Genomic DNA, 23,587 nt, shown 5'->3' with positions numbered 1-23,587 from the left:
CCAACGGGCTCTAGACGCCAGTGGAGCACGATCTGCGACCCAACTCACACGTCAGCCATCGTAAATTATACACTAACCGCCGTTTTCATTATTTAGGGTGCCGCGAAGCGGAATGAGGACTCGCCAGAGCGTGGATGGTTGTTGGCCAAACGCGAATCACCACCTTCTGGCGAAGGTAGCTACGAGAAAATGATTTGCGGCGCCCTCGTTTTGACGCTAGCCACGGTTCCATCCCCTTTCGCCAACATCCGCTATCACTGCGAATCTTCCGGGGAGGGTTTCGTAGCTGCGGAAAACTGACGTGGCATCGACAGCTCGGCCAGGCTGGCAGCCTGGACTACAATTTTGGCGAAGTATCCGCCGTTTCGGGGGCTCTTTGATAATGAACGCCACTTTCCGGCTTCCTGTTTCTCTGGCCCCCCCCTGCTTCTGCGGGAACCGCCCCGCTTCTCCTGCAACCGAGCTCTCGACCGATGAGTCACCCCAGTAAACTGAAAAAGCCGCTGCTGTATGGCCTGATCGGCTCCGTCTTGTTTGGCGCCGTCCTGGGCATCTTCTTCGTGTTGCGGAACACCTGGAGCTGGTTTGAGGTCCAAGTGGTGATGACGACAGTCGTGATTGCCGCAGCCAGTCTGTGTGGTCTCGCCTGCGACATGACCCGCACTCCGCATGGCCGCAATTTGCTGCCGTCTGCCGGACTGATTCTGACCGGCATCGCCGCCGCGTTGCTCCTGTTGGGGATCTGGACCACCAACGACTCGGAAATCTTCTGGAAAACCACCACTTGCTTGTCGATCCTGGCGGTCACCACCGTCCACGTCTGCCTGCTGTCGATCGCGAAACTGGCCAGCCGATTTCGCTGGGTCTATTTTATCGGCAGCCAGATCATTTTCGGCTACTCGCTGCTACTGTGCTGCGTAATCCTGGGCGAGATCGATTCGTCCGCCGTCTGGCGACTGATCGCCGCGATGTCGATCGTCGTTGCCGCGATCAGCTTGGTGATCCCGATCTTGCACCGGATCAGCAAACTGGACCGCAGAGGCACCGCGGTGCTTGGCCCGATCGAACAACGCAACATTGCCTCGATCGACGAAGAGATCGAGCGACTCAAAAACCGCATCGCCGAACTCGAACTGCTCAAATCCTCCAGCCTGCCGCCCAATCCTTTAACCTAAAAAAAAACCGGCATCCCCGCTTCGCCATGTCACCCGCCCGGCGCAGCGGGGAGGGTCGGAAAACGAGCCTTCAGCGAGTTTTCCGGGGAGGGCACCGTTGCAGCGGAGACCAACGCACCAACGAAAGCCTTGACGACTTCCGCTACGCATCAAACGCACACCCACGTTTCGCTCCGCTGCGTCGCCATCATTCCCGCACGCCCCGACCCCGCCCGCCATTCGGTCTATCAATCCGCCTCACCCGAGGCGGCAAACGCCCTCTTTCGTTCTGCAAACAAACCTCGCGGCGAAACACTCGCCCCCCAAAACAACTCAACCATTACAAAACGAAAGCATTAAATTCGCATTGGCCTACTCAAAAAACGCTGCGAGCCATCGCGGGATGCAATACATTGAAACGATTGATGAAGATGATTCCAATCCAATTCGATGGGGCCGCGGGAGTAAAGCGATGAAACATTCAAGCATGTGGCCACTCGGCATGGGGGCTCTCTATTTTGCGATGCACTGCGTTTTTGCGCTGCACGGCGTTCCAGCCGCAGCTCAGGCCCCTGAACCAAAGTCGCCTCCGGACCCGAGCGACCTGCTCTCGCTGGTGCTGATCCAATCGGACCTGTCGGACGCGACGCAAACGATGACGATTTGCGATGCCGACGAAGACGGGTTTATTGACGCTGTGGAACGCAAACGACTGCCGTGGCGTGACGAGCATGCCACGTTCGATCTGAATCACGACGGCAAACTAACGCACTTGGAAGTCGCCATCTATCTCGCCAATAAACGCGACTCGTTGGGGATCACGCAATTTGACCGCAACAATTCTCAGGTCTTCATCAAGCGGCACGACAGCAATCGCAACGGACAATTGGATGCCGATGAAATCGCCGCCGGCTGGCCGCCCGATCCGTCGAAGTTTGACAAGGACGCCGATGGCATCATCACGGTAAGCGAAATCGCCGAGCAATTCGCCTTCAACCGCGAGCTCCGCCGCGAACTGGGGATCGAAGCGGTCGACAACATGAGTGCGATCAAGGTGATAAAGAAGTTTGATAAGGATGGCGACCAGAACCTGGACGCCAAAGAATTGGCGGCCGCCGGATTGCCGCTTGATGCCCGCGGGCACGATGACAACGGCGACGGCAAGCTGAACAACATGGAGCTGGCGATCTTGTTTTCAAAGCATCGGCGAGAACTGGGGCTCAGTAAATCGGACGGCGTCAAAGCGAAACGGATCATCGCGATGGCCGACTACAACCAAGACGGCAAGATCAGCCAAGACGAAATGCGAACCGGTGCGTTCTCAGCCGACGGCGATGCAGCCCAGCAGTACACTCGATTCGACGCCAACTCCGACGGCACCGTCACGCTTGGCGAAGTGCAAACGTACATCGCCAGCGAGCGAAAGCAGCTCGGGTTCAGCGACGAGCACATCGCCAACGCTCGCCGTCTGCTGTTGCGTCACGACACCGACCGATCAACGTTCATCGAACCCGCCGAGTTGTCGTCTGACACATCCGGCCCCGGCAAACTGCCGGCATCAACCATGAAAGCAGCCGACGAAAACCAAGACGGCCGCCTGTCGCTCCAAGAGCTCGCCAAACATTTGGCGAAACAACAATGACCCGCAAACCCGTAGCGAAACTTGTCAAAAGTTTCGGCACCGCCAGCATCCCACGAAGCTCTTGCCACGCGTCAGCGAACCGAGAACATTGAAAAGGGAAAATTGACAATTGACAATTGAAAATTGCTGACCCCTCAGCCACGGACGTGGCGACAGCATTTAGCCTTGGGCGTGAGCCCAAGAATCCAAGAATGCGGTCGAACCGAATTCGCAAAGCCCCGATAGGGGCGACAGCAACCACGACGCACGCAATCGGCTAACGCAAAGCCGAGCAACATGCACGCACTCCCATTTTTCAATTTACAATTATCAATTTAACTTTTTCAATTCTTCCCTACCCCGCCTAGCTGCTTTCCGCATTGGCGGGATTGGTATGCAGCAGCACCGGAGTCCCACACGTCTGGCAATCGCGATAGAAGCAATTGGCCTTCTTACGAAGCTTCGCCTTGCCGCTACATACCTCACATTTTTGCGGCACCGTCCTGGTCGCCTCACAAGCCCGACAGCGGAGATAGTAGCCGTAACGGCCATACAAAATCTCGACGTCCGTTGTCTTACAATCATCACACTGGACGGCAAAGGTCGCTGCGGTGGTGGGATTCTTTGCAGATGCGACTTCGTTCACCGTCGCCACCTGCTTGGAGACCACATTCGGCTTCGCAGTTTTCACCGCCGCACCACCTCGGCACTGGCTCGTTAAAAACTCTTTGATCGCTTCCATTTCATGGTCAGTAAAGGCGGCAACTTGATGTCCTTCGAGTTCTTTTGTTTTCTCCTTGCCCGCCGCCAGGAAATTGACTAACCCATTGACTCCTTGGGATTGCTGGTAGCGGTTCGTCTTTTCGACGATTTCTTTGACCACCCGCTCGGCCTTCATCAATTCAGGCGGATTGGCGCCGTTTCGCTCAATCACTCCCTGATCCGAGATCGCCACAAATACGGTGAACCGTTCGTCACCAAAATAAGGCTGGACTTTTCCAAACAGCTTTTTTGGCCGCAGCGATTCCTTAGTGTCATTGAGTAAGTTTTGCAGCAACTGAGCCTGCAGTCTCCCCTGCTCGATTGGCGACCGCATCCCCGCGCGCCGGCCACCGGATGTCCTGACAAATTCGTGGTGCTCGTTGACTTCGACCGTCCCCGTCACCGACTTGCTCTCGACGATCACGAAACCAAAACGATGCATCACCAGATGATCAATCTGTGCTCGTTCGCCATTTCGTTCATACGTGACATCATTAAACACCAGCACATCAGACGACTCGGCGAAAGCACGACGCAAGAAGAACGCCATTTGTTTCTCTGCCTCGAAACCAGCGTTTCCCATCGGGTCTGTCGGCCGGGCGGATTCCTTTTCTTTTACGATCATCGGTGCTCTTGGATTAGCAAGTGGATGCAGCGGCCCCCGCCGCCGCTCGATTGAAGACGTTCACGGTAGTGGACGAGGCAACGAGTCCCCGCCCTTTTGTAACGCCGTATTCTTGTTTTGGTAGTGGACAACGCAAGGAGTCCCTGTTTCAAGTTCGATGCCATGGACGCAATGGGGCAACACCACCCAACCAGCAAGACACAGCCACCCGCTTGCATCCGCACCGCAGCCCAACCATCACTCCGATGTTGACGGCGCGATCAAGCTGACAAATTCGCCGATCACTCTCAGATCGCCGGCCTGTTCAGCAGACACTTGGATCGGAGCGTAATCCTTGTTTAGTGGCTGCAGTTCAATCGTCGCATGTTCCCAGCCATCGTCAGTAACATGCTTGGTCGAGTGGTATCGTTTGATCGTGTACCGACCGCCCTCTTCGGGGTCCACATGCGTGTTGACCTGCACGAGCAGCAGTTTTCCTTCACGCGATCCCACGTCAATCGGACGGAACAAACACCAAGCCCCTGTCGGAATCTTCGGTTCCATCGAATGCCCCGTGACGCGAGCGGCAAACATCCCTTCGGCCAGCCGCCCATTGGGAACCTCCATCCAGCCGATCGCCGTCGGCACTCCCTCAGGCCCCCATCCGCCGGCGGCAATCGAAAGGTCGTAAACCGGTGCATGCGTCGTGTATTTCGCTGCCTTCGGCACCTCAGGCACGACCACATCGGCGTCCGCGCCAATCGCCTCGGCGGCATCTCCTTGGATCGCCCCATCAACCGGGCATGGCGACACCTGCCACTGCCCGTCCTGATTCGTGAATTGCACATGGAAATTCGTTCCCGGCAAACCGGCATCGGGCCCGAACCACGATTTCAGCAAGTCGCCAAGCTGGTTCTTTGTTTCACCAACCGGTCTCGCTACGTTGCAGGCAATTTTGACGAGTTTAAAATCCCATAACTCACCGCTGGGAAGCTTTGCCATGATCGGACCGGTGGGACGCTCTGGCAATTCGCTCCTGTCGGGTAGGAAAAGAATGGGGCGTCCGTTGGTATGGGACACCTTACCATCGAATGTCAAATCGCCAGACACGCTTTTCACCAGACGACGACTCTTCGCGTACGCTGCAAGACGCCAGTCAACCAGTTCTTCGGTCATCGACTCAAGCGAAGAGTGCAGCTTTTCAGGGCAATCGATGCGGAACCGAAAGTGGTTCCCATCTCGCTCAAACCAAACTTTCTTGTTTTGAGTTTCCAACCATCGCCCGATCGGCCATTTGATCCACCAATCCGACCATTCGCGGTCGCTCGCGTTCTCGTGGTCAACCGCGTGGTTATCACCAACGAGGTCACGCTGCAGCACCTCATGGTGAAGCATAAATCTTCGGCACTGCTTCGAAAGTTCGCCGAGATCGATCCCCGAGAAAAACTGGCCCGAATCCAACAGTACTCGTAGCACGACCATCTTGTACGACTTGTTCAAACTAGTCGTCTCTACCGTCTTTAACCAATCACTAAACGCTGCAAGTGTTTCGCGTTGCGGATCATCTAAATCACCTTGGCTCTGAGTAAATCCAAACCAGCTTCCCTCGCCTGCCCCCATCGTTTTTGGCAAATAGCCGCGTGCAAACACTTCTAATGCCGTCGGACGGCGGCCCAGCTCGTCTCGGATCGCACGGTAGCCTTCGATCGAGGCAGCTTTGCCCTTGGGAAGAAACTTTTTCAGCATGTCCTTCGCATCGAGCTCGACATCCAGCAAACAGCCTTCAGGAAGATCAGCCTCTTTACCCCCGAGCCAATCCTTCAGCGGTTGCCATTTGTCGCTGCCCGTCCGCAGTGACAACAGATGCACGATCCGCTGCGCGAAAATACGATGATTGCCAACAAAGTCGATCACCAGAAGACGCGACTTGCCTTCACTTGCACGCAGACCACGCCCTAGCTGTTGCAAGAAGATGATTTTTGATTCGGTCGGGCGAAGCATCACGACACGATCCACCGCAGGTATGTCGAGCCCTTCGTTGAACATGTCGACCACGCACAGCGTCTGAAGCTTGCCGCTGCGAAGCCCTTCAAGCGACTCGCCGTAACTGTCGCTACCCTCGCCCGAAAAGACCGCTGCGGACGAGACACCTTTCTCCTTCAGCCAATCGCGTGCGAACAAGGCATGACGCTTGGAACAACAAAACACGATCGTTCGCTCGGCCGGATGCTCTTGCATCGCCGTCCAAAGCTTGTCCATCCGTTCGCTGCGAGCGACTCGCTCTTCGAGTTCCGCCACGTCGAAACGCCCGTTTCGCCAGGGGATTTGCCGAAAATCGACCGTGTCCTTGATCCCGACGTAGTGGAACGGGACCAGCGAGTCCTCGGCGATCCCGTCCCCGATCGTCGCTTGATAGGCCAAGTTGTCGTCAAAGATCGTAGCCACATCGACGCCGTCGGTACGCTCCGGAGTCGCCGTCAAACCAAGGGCAAAGTCACAATCGAGTTTGGCAAGCACACGGCGATAACTTGGCGCATTCGCATGATGCACTTCATCCATGATCACATAGTCAAAATGCTCTTTGGCCAGCCGCTTGAGCCCCTCGGGACGTGACAGCTTCTGAATCGACGCAATGACAAGATCTCCGGCCAACTCGCTGCGGTCGCCGATGTACCAAGCGGTCGAGCCGTCGCCAAAGCGGTGGTCCAGTAACCGCGAAAGCACCGCTTCGGATTGCGCCAGAATATGGGACCGGTGGGCAATGATCAGCACGCGAGGACGACGACGCAGAGACTCGCCGAATTGACAGGCATCAAACGCCGCCAACCAAGTCTTCCCCATCCCTGTCGCCACAGCGACAAGTGCCCGACGGTGGCCAGCATCACGAACACGCTGCAGAGCCTGCAGCGCCTCGGCCTGCCAAGCACGAGGCGATGGAATTTGCGCCGGCTCGACGGTGACCGGGACAAAATGCTCGCGACGATACTTCGCAGCCTTTTGCTCGTAATTCGCGACCAGTTCCTGCGTTAGCGTCGAGGCCACATCCCATAACAAATCGAACTGGTCCGAAAACTGAGTGTGCGAGGCCTCCTTCGCGTTCGTGGTTGACAACAGGTTCCACTCGACGCCGGTCAGCAGTGCAGGTTTTGAAAGATTGCTGCTGCCCACCGAGATAAAGTCGCGGTAGTCCTCGACAATCCGCCACGCCTGGGGATGAAACGACGCCGGACTGGATGGCAGCTTCGCCGTCTCAATCAGCTTGACCGATAACTGCGGTGACGATGATTCCTCCGCCACCAATTCGCACCATCCAAGCAGTGTCCGCAGTGCCTTGGGGTCCGAGATAAACAGATAATCGCTGACCAAAATTCGCACGACCGCTTGATTGCGGATCGCATCAAAGAGCCTTTCTTCGATCACATCCAGCCCTGAAGACTGAACGAACGACACCAGCACATCGACTGATTTTGCCCCAGCGATCCGCCAAGCCAAATGTTCCCAGAGCGGCGACTGCGGATGCCCCACACTCAAATAGGCATCAGTCTCGGGCGAATCCGCCGCCGAAGCATCAGGTCGCTCGACCAGGTAGTTTGCTTTGGAGGGGATGACATGACGAACCCCACCGCGAGGATCGGCGACGTCACCTCGGTAACGCGGGATCACATGGATATGAACGTGATCCACCGTCTGTCCTGCCGCACTCCCCGCATTGAAGCCGACATTGTATCCATCGGGTTTGGGCCGCAGTGTTTCATCGAGTTTCTGCTTGACGACATTCACCAGCTCCATCAACGCAGCCTGTTCATCCGCCGTCGCATCAAACCAAGTCACCACGAGCCGCTTGGTAACAATCAGCGAGTGCCCTGGAGCAACCGGAAACCCGTCAAAGATGGCAAACGCCAGCTCATTGGAAGCAATCCAATCCTCAGGCGAAACGCAAAGAAACGGAGATTTCATCGACAAAGTCTATACGACGCAAAAAACAGGCTGGCACCACAAGCGATCTATGGACAGATCTCCCAAGATACAGCGGCATACAATGCTTGTCACCCGGGAACGAATCGTTCAAAAATGACCACGGAACATCTCTTGGTACAGAAGTCTGTATTGCCCGTATCGAGAACTGGAGATCACAAACCGTAACAACTCGATCGCTTCGATTCCGATCTCCTTTAACTCCCCCATCTCGTGAGTCCAAGACGATGGGAGTGTCATTGACGTTGGAGTGGAAAAAGCCCGTTGTATAGCTCTCTGAAACACAGGATTGCATTCTGATCCAAAAATGGACCTCTATCCTTCCATCGCTGCCATTATGAACGATGATTACTCCTGTAAACTCACTTTCATGTCTTAAACGCCAACACAACGTAGCATGAACACGTGACTTGGTGACGGGATATGTCCCATTTTAATACATGGTGGGTAGCTGAAATTGGCTTTCTGCAATGCCACTAGGAACCGCTCGTTTGAAACTAACAACGCAACTTACTGGTCGGTGTCTGACGTCAGCAAAAACGGACTAGCATAGTTCATCCTTGCCCTTAAGCTCTTTCCAACGAGCAACGGCCTCCTCAAAACGTTGGCGAGCGGACTGACTTAAACGCCCAAGGCCGATACTTCGGGCCAACGCGATGGCGGGATCGTCCTCGGAAAGCAGATGCTCATTCCGCTGAATAAGTCCAAGAAGTTCAGCGATGGGTATTTCGCCAACACTACGGCGATCATCCTCACAGGACGCGTTGCGAAAGCAGATTATTCGTGAGGGCGTTTCGCTTGACCAGAGAAATCGCCCTGTGGCTTCCTTGGTGGACGGAACTCCAACCAGCAAATTAAGTACTCGCGATCGAATGTTGGCACCGGTTCTCGCAAATCCATGAGCACGGGCAACTTGCTTCGCTAAGACGTCGTCGCGAATCGGAGCTTGTTGATTTAAGATGGCCATCGCCATAGCGCGAAGTTCATCGTCATACGATGATTCAAAAAATCGATCTTGATTGGATGCCAAATCGGACAAGTTCACACGAGCGTAGAACATCTGAGGATTACCATGGAACCGCTCGTTGGACTTGTCAACGGTCAAGCCTTTTGACGCGACGTCAATATCATGCTCCGATTCTATCCCAGAGGCAGATTCGATTGCACTGAAACTTGTATCAGGCTCGGTAGTATCAGGGTCGACGGTGTCAAGTTTTTTTGTATCGTGTGGAACACCGTTGCGCTGATCGTCCAAGAGTTGCTGCAATTGACGATGGACAGTTTCGGTAGCGGACTTCGCGTCATACCACCACTCTGGTGACCAGATGCGAACGATGTTCCAGCCGAGATTTTCGAGTACCTGCTGTCGGATTTTGTCTCGATCTCGAGCGACAGCACTTCGATGATAGGTCGCTCCATCGCATTCCACACCGGCGAGATACGCTCCGGGTTTGTCTGGGTGAACGACTCCGAGATCGACGCGGAAACCGGACACCCCGACTTGAGGTACCACCTGCCAGCCAAGGTTTTGCAAGGATTCTGCAACCGCTTCCTCAAACGGCGAATCGAAACCACCGACACTGCCCTCGCTTCGGGCCGCGATTGCCTCGGGCCCCTTTTCGGCGTACTCCAAGAAGGCTTTTAAATCTCGTACTCCACGCGAATTGGTTCCCAAGATGCTCAATTCATCTGCGGTGAACGACGAAAAGACAAGAAGCTCTTGTCGCGCCCGCGTGACAGCGACGTTCAAGCGTCGCTCCCCTCCGTCGCGATTCAACGCACCAAAGCTTCTGGGAACTGTTTCACCTTTGACTTTTCGACCATATGTGATCGAGAACATCATCACGTCTCGTTCGTCGCCTTGAACATTTTCTAGATTCTTCACAACGGTGGGTTCGGTTCGCTCATCGGCAAAGTACCAATCCAGTTCGGGGTTGTCTCGCAGGGCTTGATCAAAAAGATCCTGAATCAACGATTGCTGTTGGCTGTTGAAGGTAATGACCCCAAATGTCAACCGTTCATCAATGGGCAACAACAGGTTTCGATTCATTCGGGCAACGGCCTCGGCGACGATGGCCTCAGCTTCCTTGCGATTCGTGCGACTCTTGCCACGATCGTACATTGCATCGGGTAGATGAACAAAAGAAACGCCGCGATCTTCTGATTCAGCCGCCGGAAACGTGACCAAGTGGTTGCCATAGTAATTCCAGTTGGAGAATGCGATCAGCGATTCATGGCGACTTCGGTAGTGCCAATTCAGCTGCAGAGTCGGTAGACCGGAGGCCTTCGCCTCATCGAGAATACTTTCGAGATCTTTCTCGTGATCTTCAATCCCTTCGTTCGTGTGATCATCGTCGGCGCGGCCAAAAAAGTTCGTTGGTGGCAACTGCTTGGGGTCGCCAACAATGATTGTTTGACGTCCGCGCGCAATGGCTCCTACAGCATCCCAGGTTGTAATTTGCGATGCTTCATCAAAAATTACTACGTCAAACAACGTCTGGTGCACCGGCAAATATTGGGCAATCGACAGCGGTGACATCAACAAACAGGGGGCAAGTTTCCCAAATGATTCGGGCATCGCACCAATCATTTCCCGAATCGACTTACTGGGCCGCTGTAATCCGATCTGATGACGTAGCAAACCGAGCTCACTTCTTCTCGGAACCCCTTCGGGACTGGGGAGATCATGGGCGATTGACTGTTTCGCCTGCAGCGAGGCGAGCGAACGAGCCTGTTCATCAAGCTGACAAAAATCATCAATCGCATCCTCGTGCTGAAACCGCTGGAACGTTCGCAAGATGTCATCGCGATCGATCACCCCTCGAACCCACCATCGTGCGTAAGCCAACCGAAACCGATCGGCGAGTTCATTCGATGAGATATCACCTTGTTCTATCGATTCCACAAACCTGGATAAACCCGCAACCTGTGCCGCCCTACGTACTTCGCACCATGCGGTCCAGCGCCGTAGACTCGTACGGTTCACTTCGATTTGCATCGCAGCATCCTCCGATGCACGCACTATTTGGGACGTATCCTTCGTGATCGGGATTTTACCAGCCGTGTCGCCAAACGTTTTCATAGCGTCGAGGAACACACCCATCGCAGTTGCGTACTGTTTTGCAGTGGCGAACAGCGGAGCATCTGGATGCTGCCCATTGATGAATGGACCAACGGCATTGGATATCACCTGGAGACTGTCCACCTGCTTGCCAATTGCAACCAGGGATCGTCGAAGCGTTGCGGCCTTGGTTAATTGTGAATCAAGTTGCCGGATGTCCGTTTCAGTCGCATTGTAGTGCGTTGATCGCCCCGCAAGAGGGCTCGCGTTGATCATCTCAAGCTGAGCTTGAATCGCACGGATCGCAACAATGTCGGTAACTGGGTTCGCAATCCCTTCGTTGGCATAGGTTTGAAGCAAGCGAGTGACTTTGCGTTTTGCAAACCAGGACAGCGGCCAGATAGACGCGATGGCATGACGCCAATTCTGGTCGATCTCATCGAGTGGAATCGTGTCGAGCGATTCATCGTAGTTTGCCGCTGCAGAGTTACGTGCCTGAGCATACGCCGTGATCGCAAGATCTAATTGTCGACGCGCATCGGGGAACTTGGCAAATTGCTTGTGAAACAACAGCTGAACGTCTTCGTCCGCGGCATCCAATAATGCTTCCGCCAGTTGGCCGATGCCTTCCATCTCAGCGAGCGAGACATCATTACGGCCAGGGATGCCAATGCAGTCGCAAAAGCGAGATAGGGTCTCCCGCAGTTCGTCGGCAGCCCGTTGGAGCGACGCACATTGCGACAACAATGCTTGTTCCCATGACGCGGACCAACGTGTCGCATCAACAGCGGGCAAAGCCGTTCCCCCTTCAATGGCACCGTATGTGAGCGCAATTTGGTCGATGATATCGGATAGTTTTTGGAACGCAGCACGGTCGTGCTGAACCGAATCCTCCCAATCGAATTCGGGCGTTGTATGGTCACCGCCTTTGACGCAGGTTCCCATTGCTTCGAAGACCGTCCATCCGTTTGAATATTCCTTGTGTATTGCTGCGACGTAGGAGTTCAGTTCGTCGCGACGAATTTTCAAACGACTGCTGACCGAGATCCAGTCATTTTGACTTACCTGGCGATTATCTTTCCAGGCAGTGTCGAGTTGATCGAGGAATTTGCGACGTTCAGCCTTGTTGCTGTGAAGTTCCAGACAACAATCACCCAATCCGTGTGCCCGCAAGCGACGATACACGACATTGAGGGCTGCGGTTTTCTCTGCTACAAACAAGACCGTTTTGCCGGTGGCCAAGCATTGGGAGATCATATTGGCGATTGTTTGGCTCTTACCCGTTCCCGGCGGCCCGATCAACACAAAATCTTGGCCTTCCGATGCGGCCATCACAGCTGCCAATTGGGAAGAATCAGCGGGGAGGGGATGATAAATCTCGTTGGGTTCGTACCGAACATCGACTTCGAGAGCTTGCGGAATCGCCCCGCCCTGGGACTCAAAAGGACGATCGGGGCTGTCGATCAAGTGCCGGACGACCCGATTGTTCTTCAGCGAATCGATGCGCTCAATCAAGTCCTTCCACATCAAGTACTTTGCGAACGAGAACGTGCCCAACGCAGTCTCGTCAACCACTTCAAAGCCAGGGATCTCGCGAACTTCACGCCGCATTCGCTCCAAGATCTGCGGAACATCAACGCCGCTCTCGTCCGTTGGAAGATTAGATTCAAAGAAAGACAGATCTCGAGCGAAATCCTTCTTGAGCAACTGAATTAATGTTGCGTTGAACCGTACATCGTCCTCATGCATCGCCAATTTAAACGATGAAACCGCGCTTTTACGAATCAGCTTGACAGGCACCAGCAGCAAAGGAGCGCGGTAAAATTTCGTGTCCTCAGGTTTCTTCCACCGCAGGAATCCGACAGCCAAAAAAAGTGTGTTTGATCCGCCTTCGGCAAGATCGTTTCTTACATTGCGATAGATTGTGGTCAGGCGACCGGCAAGCTCTGATTCGCTAAGTGAGCAAGACACCTCATCGCGATCGAGTGCTTGGATTGCAAATTCGGAATCGAGATCCTGCTTGGATTTGCTGCGGTGAATCTCAGCGTCTCGCCCGCTCAGCGGATTGTGCTCAGACAGCGAGATCAAACGCAATTGTTTTCCCGCAGCTAAATGATCCTCCAGCAGTGAAATATTAGGACAATGAATTGGAACAGATTGCTTACTGTCCTTGAAATTTAGCAATCGGTTCCGTAGCGACAGATCCAATAGTTTTCGTTGCCAGCGGTCAATTCGTCCTTCAGGCGTTGCTGGTTTTGTGTCCTCAGCACTTTGCATCGGCGCTGTGATAGTGGGAGCGGCCGGCAATGGTAACGGACCGCTGGGATAAGCGGTGTCTTCGTCCATGGTTGCGATCGATTCGTGCGACGCAAGCGGCCGAATCTGCGCCATACGGGCCCGAGTGATGTCGATGGTCGCTAGATAGTTGTCTTCATTGGACTCACCGGTTGAACTTACCGCGGCTTGGATCGCATCTTCAAAGGGTGTAGGTGGGCGATGCGTGATCAACGTGGTTTCAAACGTGATCAGCTCTCGAGCCGCGATCGCCTTGCGAATTTCGCTGCAATCGGTTTCAACGACTTGATCCAGCGTTTTCTCCACCAGCCAAGCACCTACAAAGCAGTGTCCATGGACAAGCACGATGACCGGATTTAATCCGACCGCTTCAATCGCTGCGGCGAACAGCAGCGTGGTATCCAAACAGGTCGCTAAGCCTTCGGAGAGAATGGTAGACGGTCGTCGCGTTTTTTGACCTTCGGTTTCAAAGCTGCACGGCGGAGTGGCATACGTTAACGCCTTTGCTGCGACCGCAGACCAAATCGCGGCGACCAACATGTACGCGCGTCTCGGATCGCCACTCTGATACCCATCGAGTGCGGACGAATGCCCATGCTTGGAGAGCACGTCGCCGGCGACCTTTAGAATTTTTGAGACTGCTGGATCATTTGGCATCACAAACGCCGCTAGCAATTCGCGACTTGAATTTAATCCCCCCCACTGGTCGCGAGCCAGAACGCGGACGTCGTGCGAAGCCGTCGAGATTATATCGCCATCCACTGAAAGCGTGAATTCAATAACCCCGCGTTCCGCTTCGTTCAATCCATTGAGGTAATCTGGATCAAGTTCGATATCGCGATCACGGATCGCCACACCCGAGCCAGCGCCGATGTAATCGATAATCCATTTCTTGGGACGTGCAAATCCAGGGATCGAACGAACCTCTAAGCAAAGGTTCTCCAACGTTTCGCCCTCCCGATTGTCAATCTTAAGGCATCGAAGAATTGGAACCGAATTTTGCCAAGATGCGTAATTGAGACACGTCGCTACGCTGGCCTGGATTTTGACGTAATCTGTTACCCCTTGTTTATTATTTTCAGCATGCATATTGATATAGCGACCCTCGGTGTATTGTCTTGACTTCCCGCGATTGTAATCGCCAGAACTGATTACAAGATGTCGCAGATTAGTTTTGCAATTGAAATCGGCAAGCAAAGGTTCAACGATGCCGTTTCGGAGAGATATTCCACCGGGCCGCAAGGCGTGCAGTCAACTCGACCGCCCTCAGAGGCAACGTCCGGAAACTACAATGCCGATTTATTCGGCTACCTTGAATTGACGCTATTGCTGCATTTCCAGGGAAACTTCACTCCGTTAAAACGGCGATTTGAGTTATTGCGTTTGGACCAAATCGAGAGATGTAAGGACCGAGAGGTCCAAAAGAAATACCCTGTGAAAACAATTTCTCATCTCCAGGTGTTTCTGCAGATCCGGAGCCTAGCTTCGCCTAATACAAGTAAACGCCTTCACAATGTCGAACTGTTTGAAGAGCAGCTTTCTCAACTAACACGGTACCCAACGGCGTCTGGAATCGCTCAACATATACCAATTTCTTCGTTATTCTTTACGAATTCACTTACGCCGAGTCGGTTTCCCGATATATCGACTCAGGGATGATTCGCTTGTCTTAACGCAAAACCAGCCCTGCTAGGAAATCACTCTAAGTCAACGTCGTGGGATAACGTGCTCCCCTGGTTACAAGTCCACGCTGCTGCTTGTGCCAAGCTATTGGACTAAGAATCCTACTTTCTACCACGCACTACGCAATGTCCTCACCACGCCTCTATACACCTCGCCCTTATTTCGAGGGGGAAGCAACCGATGCTGTGTGCAATCGCTTACGTATAACAAAGACACTGTTGAAATACGCAAGAAGATATAAATTCCGTGAGCAAGCAATTTGCAATCAAGTTGCAAGTAAAACCATGCGAGGAGGTGGAAATGTGACGGATGCATCGCCTGTTCCAAACGATTGCACCCTTTTGCTGAACAATGACATAGGTGGTTGCTCCAATCAGATAAGTCCTCAGCAATAGTTCACTCGCCCCCGAAAATCCACAGGGAAGACGATTCGTTTTGACAGAAAATGTTTAATTCTGAGGACAGCCTGCTTGCACGTGTGTTGCCTGTGTAAAAAACAGCTGTGCTGCGAGGCAAGCTTACACGGCCGTGCTCGATGAGCTGGCGGTGCAGGCGGACAGGGAAGCTCGCGCCGAAGGACGTACCGCACGCTTCCGCGTCGATGTCGTTGCAGCCTATTGCCACACCTGTTCGCTGACCGGTTACCGCATCACCACGACCACGGGTCACAGTATCGTCGACGCCGCCCACATTCGACCTTTCGCCCATTCCCGAAACGATGATCCTCGAAACGGCATCGCGCTGTGCAAGAACTCGCACTGGCTGTTCGATCTTGGGCTCTGGAGTGTCGATGCAGACTACCGCGTGATCGTCGCCCACGAAGCCTTTGACGAAGATTGCCCGATGCAATCGTCGCTGGCGTCGATGGCCGGCAAACGATTGATCCTGCCGCGTGATCGGCGGCTGTGGCCGGCCGAAAAACAGCTGGCGTGGCACCGAGAAAAATGCTTTGTGGGGCCGATGAGGGCGTGAGACAAGCCGGACGGCGAACAAGACTTGGCGGCGAGATGCAGGATTGAAAAAGTTAAATTAACAATTGGAAATTGAAAAATGGCGGTGGCAATTGGAAGACTCGAAGTGGGGAGTTGTTTTCCTATTTTTCTGTCCCCATTTTTCTGTCTAACGTTTTTCTCCCGCGCAAGCGTGTCCTCGGCTAACGTCGTTGTATAGGTTGGCGACGCAACGCCCCCGGTGCCTTACTGTCCACGGCCCACGGAGTGGCCGCAATTTGCTGGCCGTTTTTTGCTGGTGGAAAATGGAGGCAAGAAAATGGAGCGTTGCGGAAAACGGTGGGATGCAGGTCGGCCACCGCTTTTCGATTACCAAGCTTTCGAGCGTGATGCTTCGCTCTTCGACTGCAGCCGTCCCATTTTCCTCTCTCCATCTTCCTACCCAGGTGTTCTCGGGTGCATCCGCATCATCCACTTGCCCGTCGTTGATGCGGATGGCCGAGGCTGCGTGCTGGGGTGATGCCCTTGAAGGGAAAGAATTGAAAAAGTTAAATTGTCAATTGAAAAATGGGGTGGCGCACCATTGTTGCTCGGCTTTCCAAGTCGTTGGCGTGTGGCGTGGGTAGGTTGCCGGCGTGAGAGACGTCTGCGAACGGCGTTAGTCGCAACGTCGAAACTCTTGGCGATGGTTTGCTGTCGCCCCTGCCGGGGCTTTGTGAATCCGGTTTGACCGCATTCCTTGGGCTCACGCCCAAGGCTAAATGCTGTCGCCACGTCCGTGGCTGAGGGGGCAGCAGTTTCCAATTTTCAGTTTTCAATTTCACCTTTTCAATGATTTGCGGTTTGCTAACGTCCAAAGAGCTGCAAGGTTCGAGGGGCGTTGACGCTTGGCGGCTGTTGATGGAACGTCGATTTCCGCTGCCACGTTGCCCTCCCCGGAAAACTCGCTGTAGGCTCGGTTTCCGACCCTCCCGTCTTCGCCGGGAGGGTGAAGCGTTCCTTGGGCCTCACGCCCAAGGCTACGTGCTGCCGCCACGTCCGTGGCTGAGAAGTCGGCAATTTACAATTTGGTATTGTCAATTTAGCCTTTTCAATGCTTTTCGAATTGCCGGCACGAGAGCGTCCCGAGTACCACAGCGTTCGTCGGAAGGGCAGCGGCTGCCGAAACTCTTGGCGAGTTTCGCTACGAAAATTTCGCTACGGAAGTTCCGTTACAGGGCAGGGAGGCGGCGGGCCGCGGTGGACGAGGGAAGCGGACTAGTGTCCTTCTGCGCGGGTGCCGCTGGCACTGCCTGATGCCCTTCGACCTGCGGTAGTATCTCAGGGGCCGGACAACATGAGGCATGGACGACTTTCATCGTCAACTCGCCTCCGACCGAGATAAACGGCCACTCACCAAATCGCAGCAGCAATTTGCCTTTGGCGACCTCGTAGTCCTTCGTCGCGTGCAACTCGGACTCCAGTGCGTCGGCAATCGCGTTGCGAAGTTTGCCACAAGTGAGCTCGATCGTTTCTTCGTCACGTAGATGTGCCTTCACCGGGACCGACACGACGCTTGTCTCTCCATCGCTGCTCTGGATCGTGAACTCGGCAATCACCTCGATCAGCGTGCCCACCGGCAATGGGCGTTTGCCACTGTAGTCGATGCGGATCGAATCTTGCAGGTTGCAGCGTTCGTTCCAGGCCACTTCAGAAAGTTGGCCTGTTTCGGATAGTTTGATCGTGCCGCTCAGTGCTGCGCTGTTCTTCAAAACGAAATCGGGGACAGCCGTTTTCGGCGGCGCGGCAGCCTTTGCATCAACCCAAAGCGGATTGGACAATCCGGCCGGCGTTCCGCAGCGAACCACAAATTTGCCATCCTTACTCAGCTTCGCGGATAAACCGTTCACCTTCACCCGGATCAGTTCACGACTGATCACTTGCACGTCCGCTTCGGTTTCGGAGCTGTAGCTGTTGCTCTCCGCTCCGCCGACGATCACGTGTGTGAGTGTGGGATGGAAATTTTGGCCCTGCAAAAAGAAATGAGTCGTTTTGCCTTCGTCTTCTGCGGTGGTGACAAAATCGAGTCCATAAACGCCATGCAGCACCGGACGCAGCTGCACGTCGCCTTTGTTGAATAGCGTCGTGCCGGATTGCTCGTAGGCGTAAGGCACGTTGACCTCGTACGATTGCAGCGACAACATTTTCTCTAACTGGTCGACTCGGCTGATCAGACGAGCATAGTCGCCGGGGCGGAAACACTGAGCATCCTTGGCATCACGCAAATTGCCGCGAAGCCGATGGATGCGGCCGCCCAACGCGACCATCTCCTCGTAACTCTGCTTCGTCGCTCCTGGCTTGGTCAGCCGCTCCCAGTTCGTGGTGACATCAAACTCGACGTGCGGCACGAAACTGGGCATCGCAATCAACACTTCGCATTCACGCATTCCGGGTTCTAACGACAGGTGTTTCTGGTCGTAATGTTCGGTCGGACCGGTGGACCAGATCAGACGTGCTAACGCAGCGACATTATTTCGTTCTTGCGGTGGCGATTGCACACGCGGATAGAAGTACCATCCAAACGTGTCATTATCGTGGCTGAAGGCGACTGCGGTGCGGTTCAGGTCGATCGACGCCATGTCGAGCGCCAATTGACGACTCATGTCCACACGCTGTGCGGTATTGAGTGAGCCACGAGCGACCGAGATCGCCAGTGCGATCTGCATCTCGCGGCGACGGCTGAAGGCATCGTACACATTCTGCTCTTCGACTTGAGGGTCGAGGGCGAAGACGTGAACGGGGAAGTTTTCTTGGATGACCATCTCCCACAAACGCACCACGTCTTCTTGCGGCGTGACTTCTTCTTGAAAGAAGTAGACGCTCTCGGCGAGTGCAGCATCGGATTGACTGATTTTGCCTTCCAGAGCCAAGCCTTCGATCATTCGCTTGATGTTGTGGTCGAGCAGGCCCGCTTGCAGTGCCAACGGCCAGGCGATGAGTGCGTTTTCACCGATGCAGGTTTGTGACGATGCCACGTTTACCCAAGCACAGCGGGCTGACGTGACGTCACATCCCTTGGCCACGTCGTTGGCCGCGTCGGCGATCACATACGGGATCGGATAAGCCGGATCGTCGTACGCTAGTGACAACAGTTTTTGCCGGCGGAGCATTTCATATTGCTGAGTGAGATTCTCGAACAAGAAATTCCGTAGCTCTGCTAGCTTGGGTTGTCCGTCTTTGAATTGTGATCCTGCCAATTTTGCGATCGCGAGCACACTTTCATGTCCGTAGATCTCCTGGGTCCGGATTCCTGGTACATCTAACTGAATCGATGCATCCATCATGTTCAGTTCCGGTTGAACCTTCTGTCCAATTTTTGGGTCATCGTCTTCATCAAAATAGCCCACCGGTTCAAGCCGCGTTTGCATGGAGACGCTGGACTGCAAGCAATCCGATTTGCCATCCTTTGCATCTTCGGCAGTCAAATCTTTCCACTTGCCATGGATGTAGACTGACAGATCATCGACGACGTCGGCGACTACCAATTTGGGAAAGGTGTACCGCAGGTGGGCCGCATCGACGGCCAATCGAGCACGCATGTTGACGACCGCGGAATAGCCTTCGTGCGTTTGTCGGCCGGGCAGTACCGAGATCGGTACGCGGAACTTGTACAGCCCATATCCGGCCTGGCGACTCCGTTCGTCGCCCATGTTACGCCGCCGCAGGGCTTGGTTGACTTGAATGTAGGTCGACTCTTGTCGTAACAACTCGGTTGGCTCCACCCCGACGCCCTTACTCTTCGGCGGCGCTGCGGAAATCAGTTTTTCCAGCAGCTCGCCAGGCAATTGGTTGGGGATGTTGGCTCCCGAGCTTCCGCCCACCGCCGGCAATACCAGCTGGTTGACTTGTTGCTGCGTCAGAGGCGTCGGTGCACCGGTATCGGCGGAAAAGCCGCCTGCGGCCCCGGCCGCCACTCCGGTTGCCGATTGAAATTCGGCTTGATCGCTTCGGGCCAGATAGGCAGACAGGACCTCGTCAAAATCGTCGACACTGTCGGCCATCACGCTTTCGTATTCTTGAATCGAACTCATCAAGTTCGCATCGCCCCACACGTCAGGAGCTTTGACGGTGATCGAACCGTTACGCCGGATTTCGTCTTCGATACGGGTCAGTTCCGATGCGAGGTGCAGAACGGAATCGGGCGAATGGTGTCCGGTGTGCCGCTCGCCGAAGGTGGAATCGAGGAAATGGTGGCTGCGTTCGCTGCGACGCCATGAACATCCCGCGATCGCGACCACAAGCACGAGGCTAAACCAATACCGAAACGAGCACGCCATGGGACACATCCTTGTAGCAGCTTGATTAAAACTGCGCAAAAACCTCTGATTTCCCGGAGACTCGTTCGAGGTGCCCCCTCCGGCAGACAAAAACCACGCCATCCAAAGAGGTATTCGGCATCCCAGATGCTTCCGCTTGTGCCGAATTTGACGATTTTGCCGACCGCGACCTTCAGAGGCGTAGATTTGCAACGCAGCGAGCGTCTTGATAGCGAAAGTCGGTTTCCTTGGGCCTCACGCCAAGGCTACGTGCTGCCGCCACGTTCGTGGCAGGGAAGTCAGCAGTTTTCAATTGTCAATTGTCAATTTTCCCTTTTCAATGCATTGCGGTTTGCCGGCACGAGAGCCTGCCGAGTACCACAGCGCTCGTCGGAAGGGCAGCGGGTTCCGAAACTCTACGCGAGTTTCGCTACGGGGAACGTCCGTGTCTCCGTGTCTCCGTGTCTCCGTGTCTCCGTGTCTCCGTGTCTCCGTGTCTCCGTGTCTCCGTGTCTCCGTGTCTCCTCACTCCTCACTCCTCACTCTACCCCGGCATTCCGCTTCGTAATTGGAAGACCATGTTCCACAGCCGGTCGATCTCGCCTCGTTCGATAATCTCCAGTGGTTTGAGTCCGTCAAACGCGTCGTTGGGAGTTTGAAACCAGATGCCCAAGGATTCGGGGTCCACCACGTCGCTTAGTGCTTCCCACAAACGGTAGACCTCGTTGTAGGGCCGCGTGAGCTTGTCGGCCTGGTCACAATTTGCTTCCACTTTGGCAATCGTCCGCTCCGAGACGTTCACCATTCGCCCGAACATCTGGCGTGGCATCGCGAGGCGATCCCGAAGCTCCAGTTTCGATTCACGCCCGAGCTGCAATAGGCCTTGGCCTTTGAGCCCCCGTACCGGAAGCGTGACGATCGCCGCCGCGGGCGTCGTTGCCTTCTTCTTCGATGTCGTCTTTGGCGTCGTCTTCTTCGTGGCTGTCTTGCGTGTTTTGGTCACCATCGTCTTCACCTCCTGCTCGATTCTATCGTCACACCTGCACTTTGCCAAGTATTTTTTCCTGCATTTTTGCATGCATGAATATCGCCTATGGGGTGATTGATGGCAATTGATCGGCGGCAAGAAGATGGATTTTGCTGGATTTCGCGAGGTTGCCGGGGAAGATCACGATGTTTTTGCCGGCTTCGTGTTGTGCCGAAGGAACAATCAATCCCTCCAGTCCGCAGGCGTGGCAGCCTCGCCCGATTGCCTGGGTCCAAGACTCGTCGCCACCGCTCTGGATCGACCTCCAGTCCTCTTCGATCAGCTCCTGGAGAGTAAAGCCTAGATCGAAGCAGACATTTTTGTCGCTGACGTCGAGCACTTTTCCTAACGAAACACTGGCCCCCGCGGTGACGCGTGGCCGGATCGACGTCAGTGAGAAGCCGAAGGCAACAAAGTTCTGGTACGCTTCCTTGGTCGCCGTGATTACATCCAAAGACGCATAGATCGCTTGCAGTCCCACTCGGTTCCACCGCCCACCTGTTTTCGCTGCGCCGACGCCAGAAAAGAAATCGTTTTGATTGGCGTATTTCATTGCAACCGACCGCAGGATCACACCGTCAAATCCGTGAGCAACCGATCGCATCGAGGCGATCACCTGGAAAAGCTCGATCACTTCCGGAGGATCTTTGGCAGCGGCTGGACGTTTTCGTTGGCTCATGTCTTATTGCTGCCCGAGGAGTCTCGATCATTGACGCAGGTTTTCTCGGGAGGATGTCGTTGGTTACGTGGTTTTTAAAGGAATTGAAAAAGTTCGATTGACAATTGTCAATTGAAAAATGGGGTGGCGAACCATTGTCGCTCGGCGTTCCAAGTCGTTTGCGTGTGGCGTGGGTAGGTTGCCGGCGCGAGAGTCGTCTGCGAACGGCGTTAGTTAGGTGCAACGTCGAAACTCTTGACGAGGGTTTGCTGTCGCCCCTGCCGGGGCTTTGCGAATTCGGTTGCGCTGGTTTCCTTGGGCTCACGCCCAAGGTTAAATGCTGTCGCCACGTTGCGTGGCTGAGGGGGCAGCAATTCACAGTTTTTAATTGTCAATTTTTCCTTTTCATTCTTTGCGGTTTTCCGGCATGAGAGCCTGCCGAGTACCACAGCGCTCGTCGGAAGGGCAGCGGGTTCCGAAACTCTACGCGAGTTTCGCTACGGGGAAGAGGCAGGGTTCGTGAGATGTGGAGGGTGCCGAAACTCTTGCTGCGTTTGTTGATGGAACGTCGGTTTCCGCTGCCACGTTGCCTTCCCCGGAAAACTCGCTGTGGGCTCGGTTTCCGACCCTCCCGGTTGCGTCGGGCGGGTGAAGTTTTCTGTCACCCCTGCCGGGGCTTTGCGAATCCGGTTGCGCTGATTTCCTTGGGCTCACGCCCAAGGCTAAATGCTGTCGCCACGTCCGTGGCTGAGAAGTCAGCAGTTTTCAATTTTCAGTTTACATTTTTCCTTTTCAATGCATTGCGGTTTGCCGGCACGAGAGCCTGCCGAGTACCACAGCGCTCGTCGGAAGGGCAGCGGGTTCCGAAACTCTACGCGAGTTTCGCTACGGGGAAGAGGCAGGGTTCGTGAGATGTGGAGGGTGCCGAAACTCTTGCCGAGTTTCGCTACGGGGGAATTGAGGCGGAAGTGCCTCGCACACGATGACAAGCTGGAAGCCTATCCCACTTTGTATCCCCATCGACGTTTGCTTGTGATTGATATCATTTTTGTTACGCTTCTGCGACTCCGGTTCGTGCCCTTGCACCTCTAAATCGTGGCAGCGGGTAGGTTGATTGGGAACGCGAAGTGCTGCGGTTTTTAGGACGTTGGCCACGACGCGGTTGTTGTGGCAATCACCTCCTTCTTTGATCTCAGGAGTTCCCCCATGTCCAAGCTACGTTTCTCTGCCGCCGCGCTCTCGGTCGCGGCAATTACGGGTCTTTCGACCGCCGTGGCGCAAACGACTCTCGATCAACCGGGCGTGCCAACCAGTCCGCCGATCGTCCAACCCGATCAGCCTGGTCAACCCACGACACTGCCGGGCCAGATCACCGATCAGCCAGCGGGATCGCAAAACGTTCAAAGCAATCAAAGCGATCGCTATGAAGCGCGCCGAGTTGCAACAAATTCACAGCAACAACAAGGCCCCACGGTCACGCAAGCCTTGGTGCAAAAACTGAT

The 23,587-nt window shown here is 54.6% G+C and carries 11 protein-coding genes and 1 pseudogene; 5 read left to right on the top strand and 7 right to left on the bottom strand.

From position 1 onward, the window contains the following. Positions 1-473 precede the first annotated feature (473 nt). From ABX962_RS06660 to ABX962_RS06650, 3 genes are all read left to right on the top strand, one after another. Positions 474-1,175, top strand: a complete 702-nt coding sequence (locus ABX962_RS06660) for a hypothetical protein (RefSeq protein ID WP_372717775.1) — start codon at positions 474-476, stop codon at positions 1,173-1,175. 129 nt (positions 1,176-1,304) lie between these two features. Beyond that, a complete protein-coding gene (locus tag ABX962_RS06655; protein ID WP_372717774.1) occupies positions 1,305-1,514 on the top strand; it encodes a hypothetical protein in 210 nt (69 codons plus the stop codon). 112 nt (positions 1,515-1,626) lie between these two features. Beyond that, a complete protein-coding gene (locus ABX962_RS06650; protein ID WP_372717772.1) occupies positions 1,627-2,796 on the top strand; it encodes a hypothetical protein in 1,170 nt (389 codons plus the stop codon). A gap of 343 nt (positions 2,797-3,139) precedes the next feature. On the opposite strand, the gene ABX962_RS06645 is transcribed toward ABX962_RS06650, so the two are convergent. The 4 genes from ABX962_RS06645 to ABX962_RS06630 all read right to left on the bottom strand — a co-directional run bounded on the left by ABX962_RS06645 (position 3,140) and on the right by ABX962_RS06630 (position 14,417). Further along, a complete protein-coding gene (locus tag ABX962_RS06645) occupies positions 3,140-4,162 on the bottom strand; it encodes a nuclease-related domain-containing protein (RefSeq protein WP_372717770.1) in 1,023 nt (340 codons plus the stop codon). 237 nt (positions 4,163-4,399) lie between these two features. Then, entirely contained in the window at positions 4,400-8,098 is a 3,699-nt protein-coding gene (locus ABX962_RS06640; protein WP_372717768.1) for a DEAD/DEAH box helicase family protein, read from the bottom strand. Between the two features lie 108 nt (positions 8,099-8,206). Further along, entirely contained in the window at positions 8,207-8,356 is a 150-nt protein-coding gene (locus ABX962_RS06635; protein ID WP_372717767.1) for a hypothetical protein, read from the bottom strand. Between the two features lie 304 nt (positions 8,357-8,660). After that, positions 8,661-14,417 (bottom strand): DUF3320 domain-containing protein, encoded by a 5,757-nt coding sequence (locus tag ABX962_RS06630; protein WP_372717765.1) that lies wholly within the window; start codon positions 14,415-14,417, stop codon positions 8,661-8,663. A gap of 1,266 nt (positions 14,418-15,683) precedes the next feature. Between ABX962_RS06630 and ABX962_RS06625 the strand changes: the two genes are divergently transcribed. After that, on the top strand, positions 15,684-16,127 hold the full coding sequence (locus tag ABX962_RS06625) for an HNH endonuclease (protein ID WP_372717763.1): 444 nt from the start codon (positions 15,684-15,686) through the stop codon (positions 16,125-16,127). A gap of 1,189 nt (positions 16,128-17,316) precedes the next feature. On the opposite strand, the gene ABX962_RS06620 is transcribed toward ABX962_RS06625, so the two are convergent. From ABX962_RS06620 to ABX962_RS06610, 3 genes are all read right to left on the bottom strand, one after another. Next, complete coding sequence (locus ABX962_RS06620; protein ID WP_372717761.1) at positions 17,317-20,421, bottom strand: hypothetical protein; 3,105 nt, start codon at positions 20,419-20,421, stop codon at positions 17,317-17,319. A 523-nt stretch (positions 20,422-20,944) separates the two neighbouring features. Next, positions 20,945-21,406, bottom strand: coding sequence for a hypothetical protein (locus ABX962_RS06615; protein WP_372717759.1), 462 nt, complete (start codon positions 21,404-21,406; stop codon positions 20,945-20,947). 85 nt (positions 21,407-21,491) lie between these two features. After that, positions 21,492-22,106, bottom strand: coding sequence for an RES family NAD+ phosphorylase (locus ABX962_RS06610; protein WP_372717757.1), 615 nt, complete (start codon positions 22,104-22,106; stop codon positions 21,492-21,494). Positions 22,107-23,291: 1,185 nt separating this feature from the next. Here ABX962_RS06610 and ABX962_RS06605 point away from each other — a divergent pair. Next, positions 23,292-23,587 (top strand): annotated as a pseudogene (locus tag ABX962_RS06605) (hypothetical protein); the annotation flags it as partial.

This window comes from Novipirellula sp. (genome assembly GCF_041583735.1).
In the GTDB taxonomy this organism is placed as follows: Bacteria; Planctomycetota; Planctomycetia; order Pirellulales; family Pirellulaceae; genus Novipirellula.
This window is presented reverse-complemented; position numbering and strand designations above follow the sequence as displayed.

Coding starts and splice junctions, on each gene's coding strand:
- ABX962_RS06660 (WP_372717775.1), top strand. CDS start 474: ATGAGTCACCCCAGTAAACTGAAAAAGCCGCTGCTGTATGGCCTGATC.
- ABX962_RS06615 (WP_372717759.1), bottom strand. CDS start 21,406: ATGGTGACCAAAACACGCAAGACAGCCACGAAGAAGACGACGCCAAAG.
- ABX962_RS06620 (WP_372717761.1), bottom strand. CDS start 20,421: ATGGCGTGCTCGTTTCGGTATTGGTTTAGCCTCGTGCTTGTGGTCGCG.
- ABX962_RS06645 (WP_372717770.1), bottom strand. CDS start 4,162: ATGATCGTAAAAGAAAAGGAATCCGCCCGGCCGACAGACCCGATGGGA.
- ABX962_RS06640 (WP_372717768.1), bottom strand. CDS start 8,098: ATGAAATCTCCGTTTCTTTGCGTTTCGCCTGAGGATTGGATTGCTTCC.
- ABX962_RS06635 (WP_372717767.1), bottom strand. CDS start 8,356: ATGACACTCCCATCGTCTTGGACTCACGAGATGGGGGAGTTAAAGGAG.
- ABX962_RS06610 (WP_372717757.1), bottom strand. CDS start 22,106: ATGAGCCAACGAAAACGTCCAGCCGCTGCCAAAGATCCTCCGGAAGTG.
- ABX962_RS06650 (WP_372717772.1), top strand. CDS start 1,627: ATGAAACATTCAAGCATGTGGCCACTCGGCATGGGGGCTCTCTATTTT.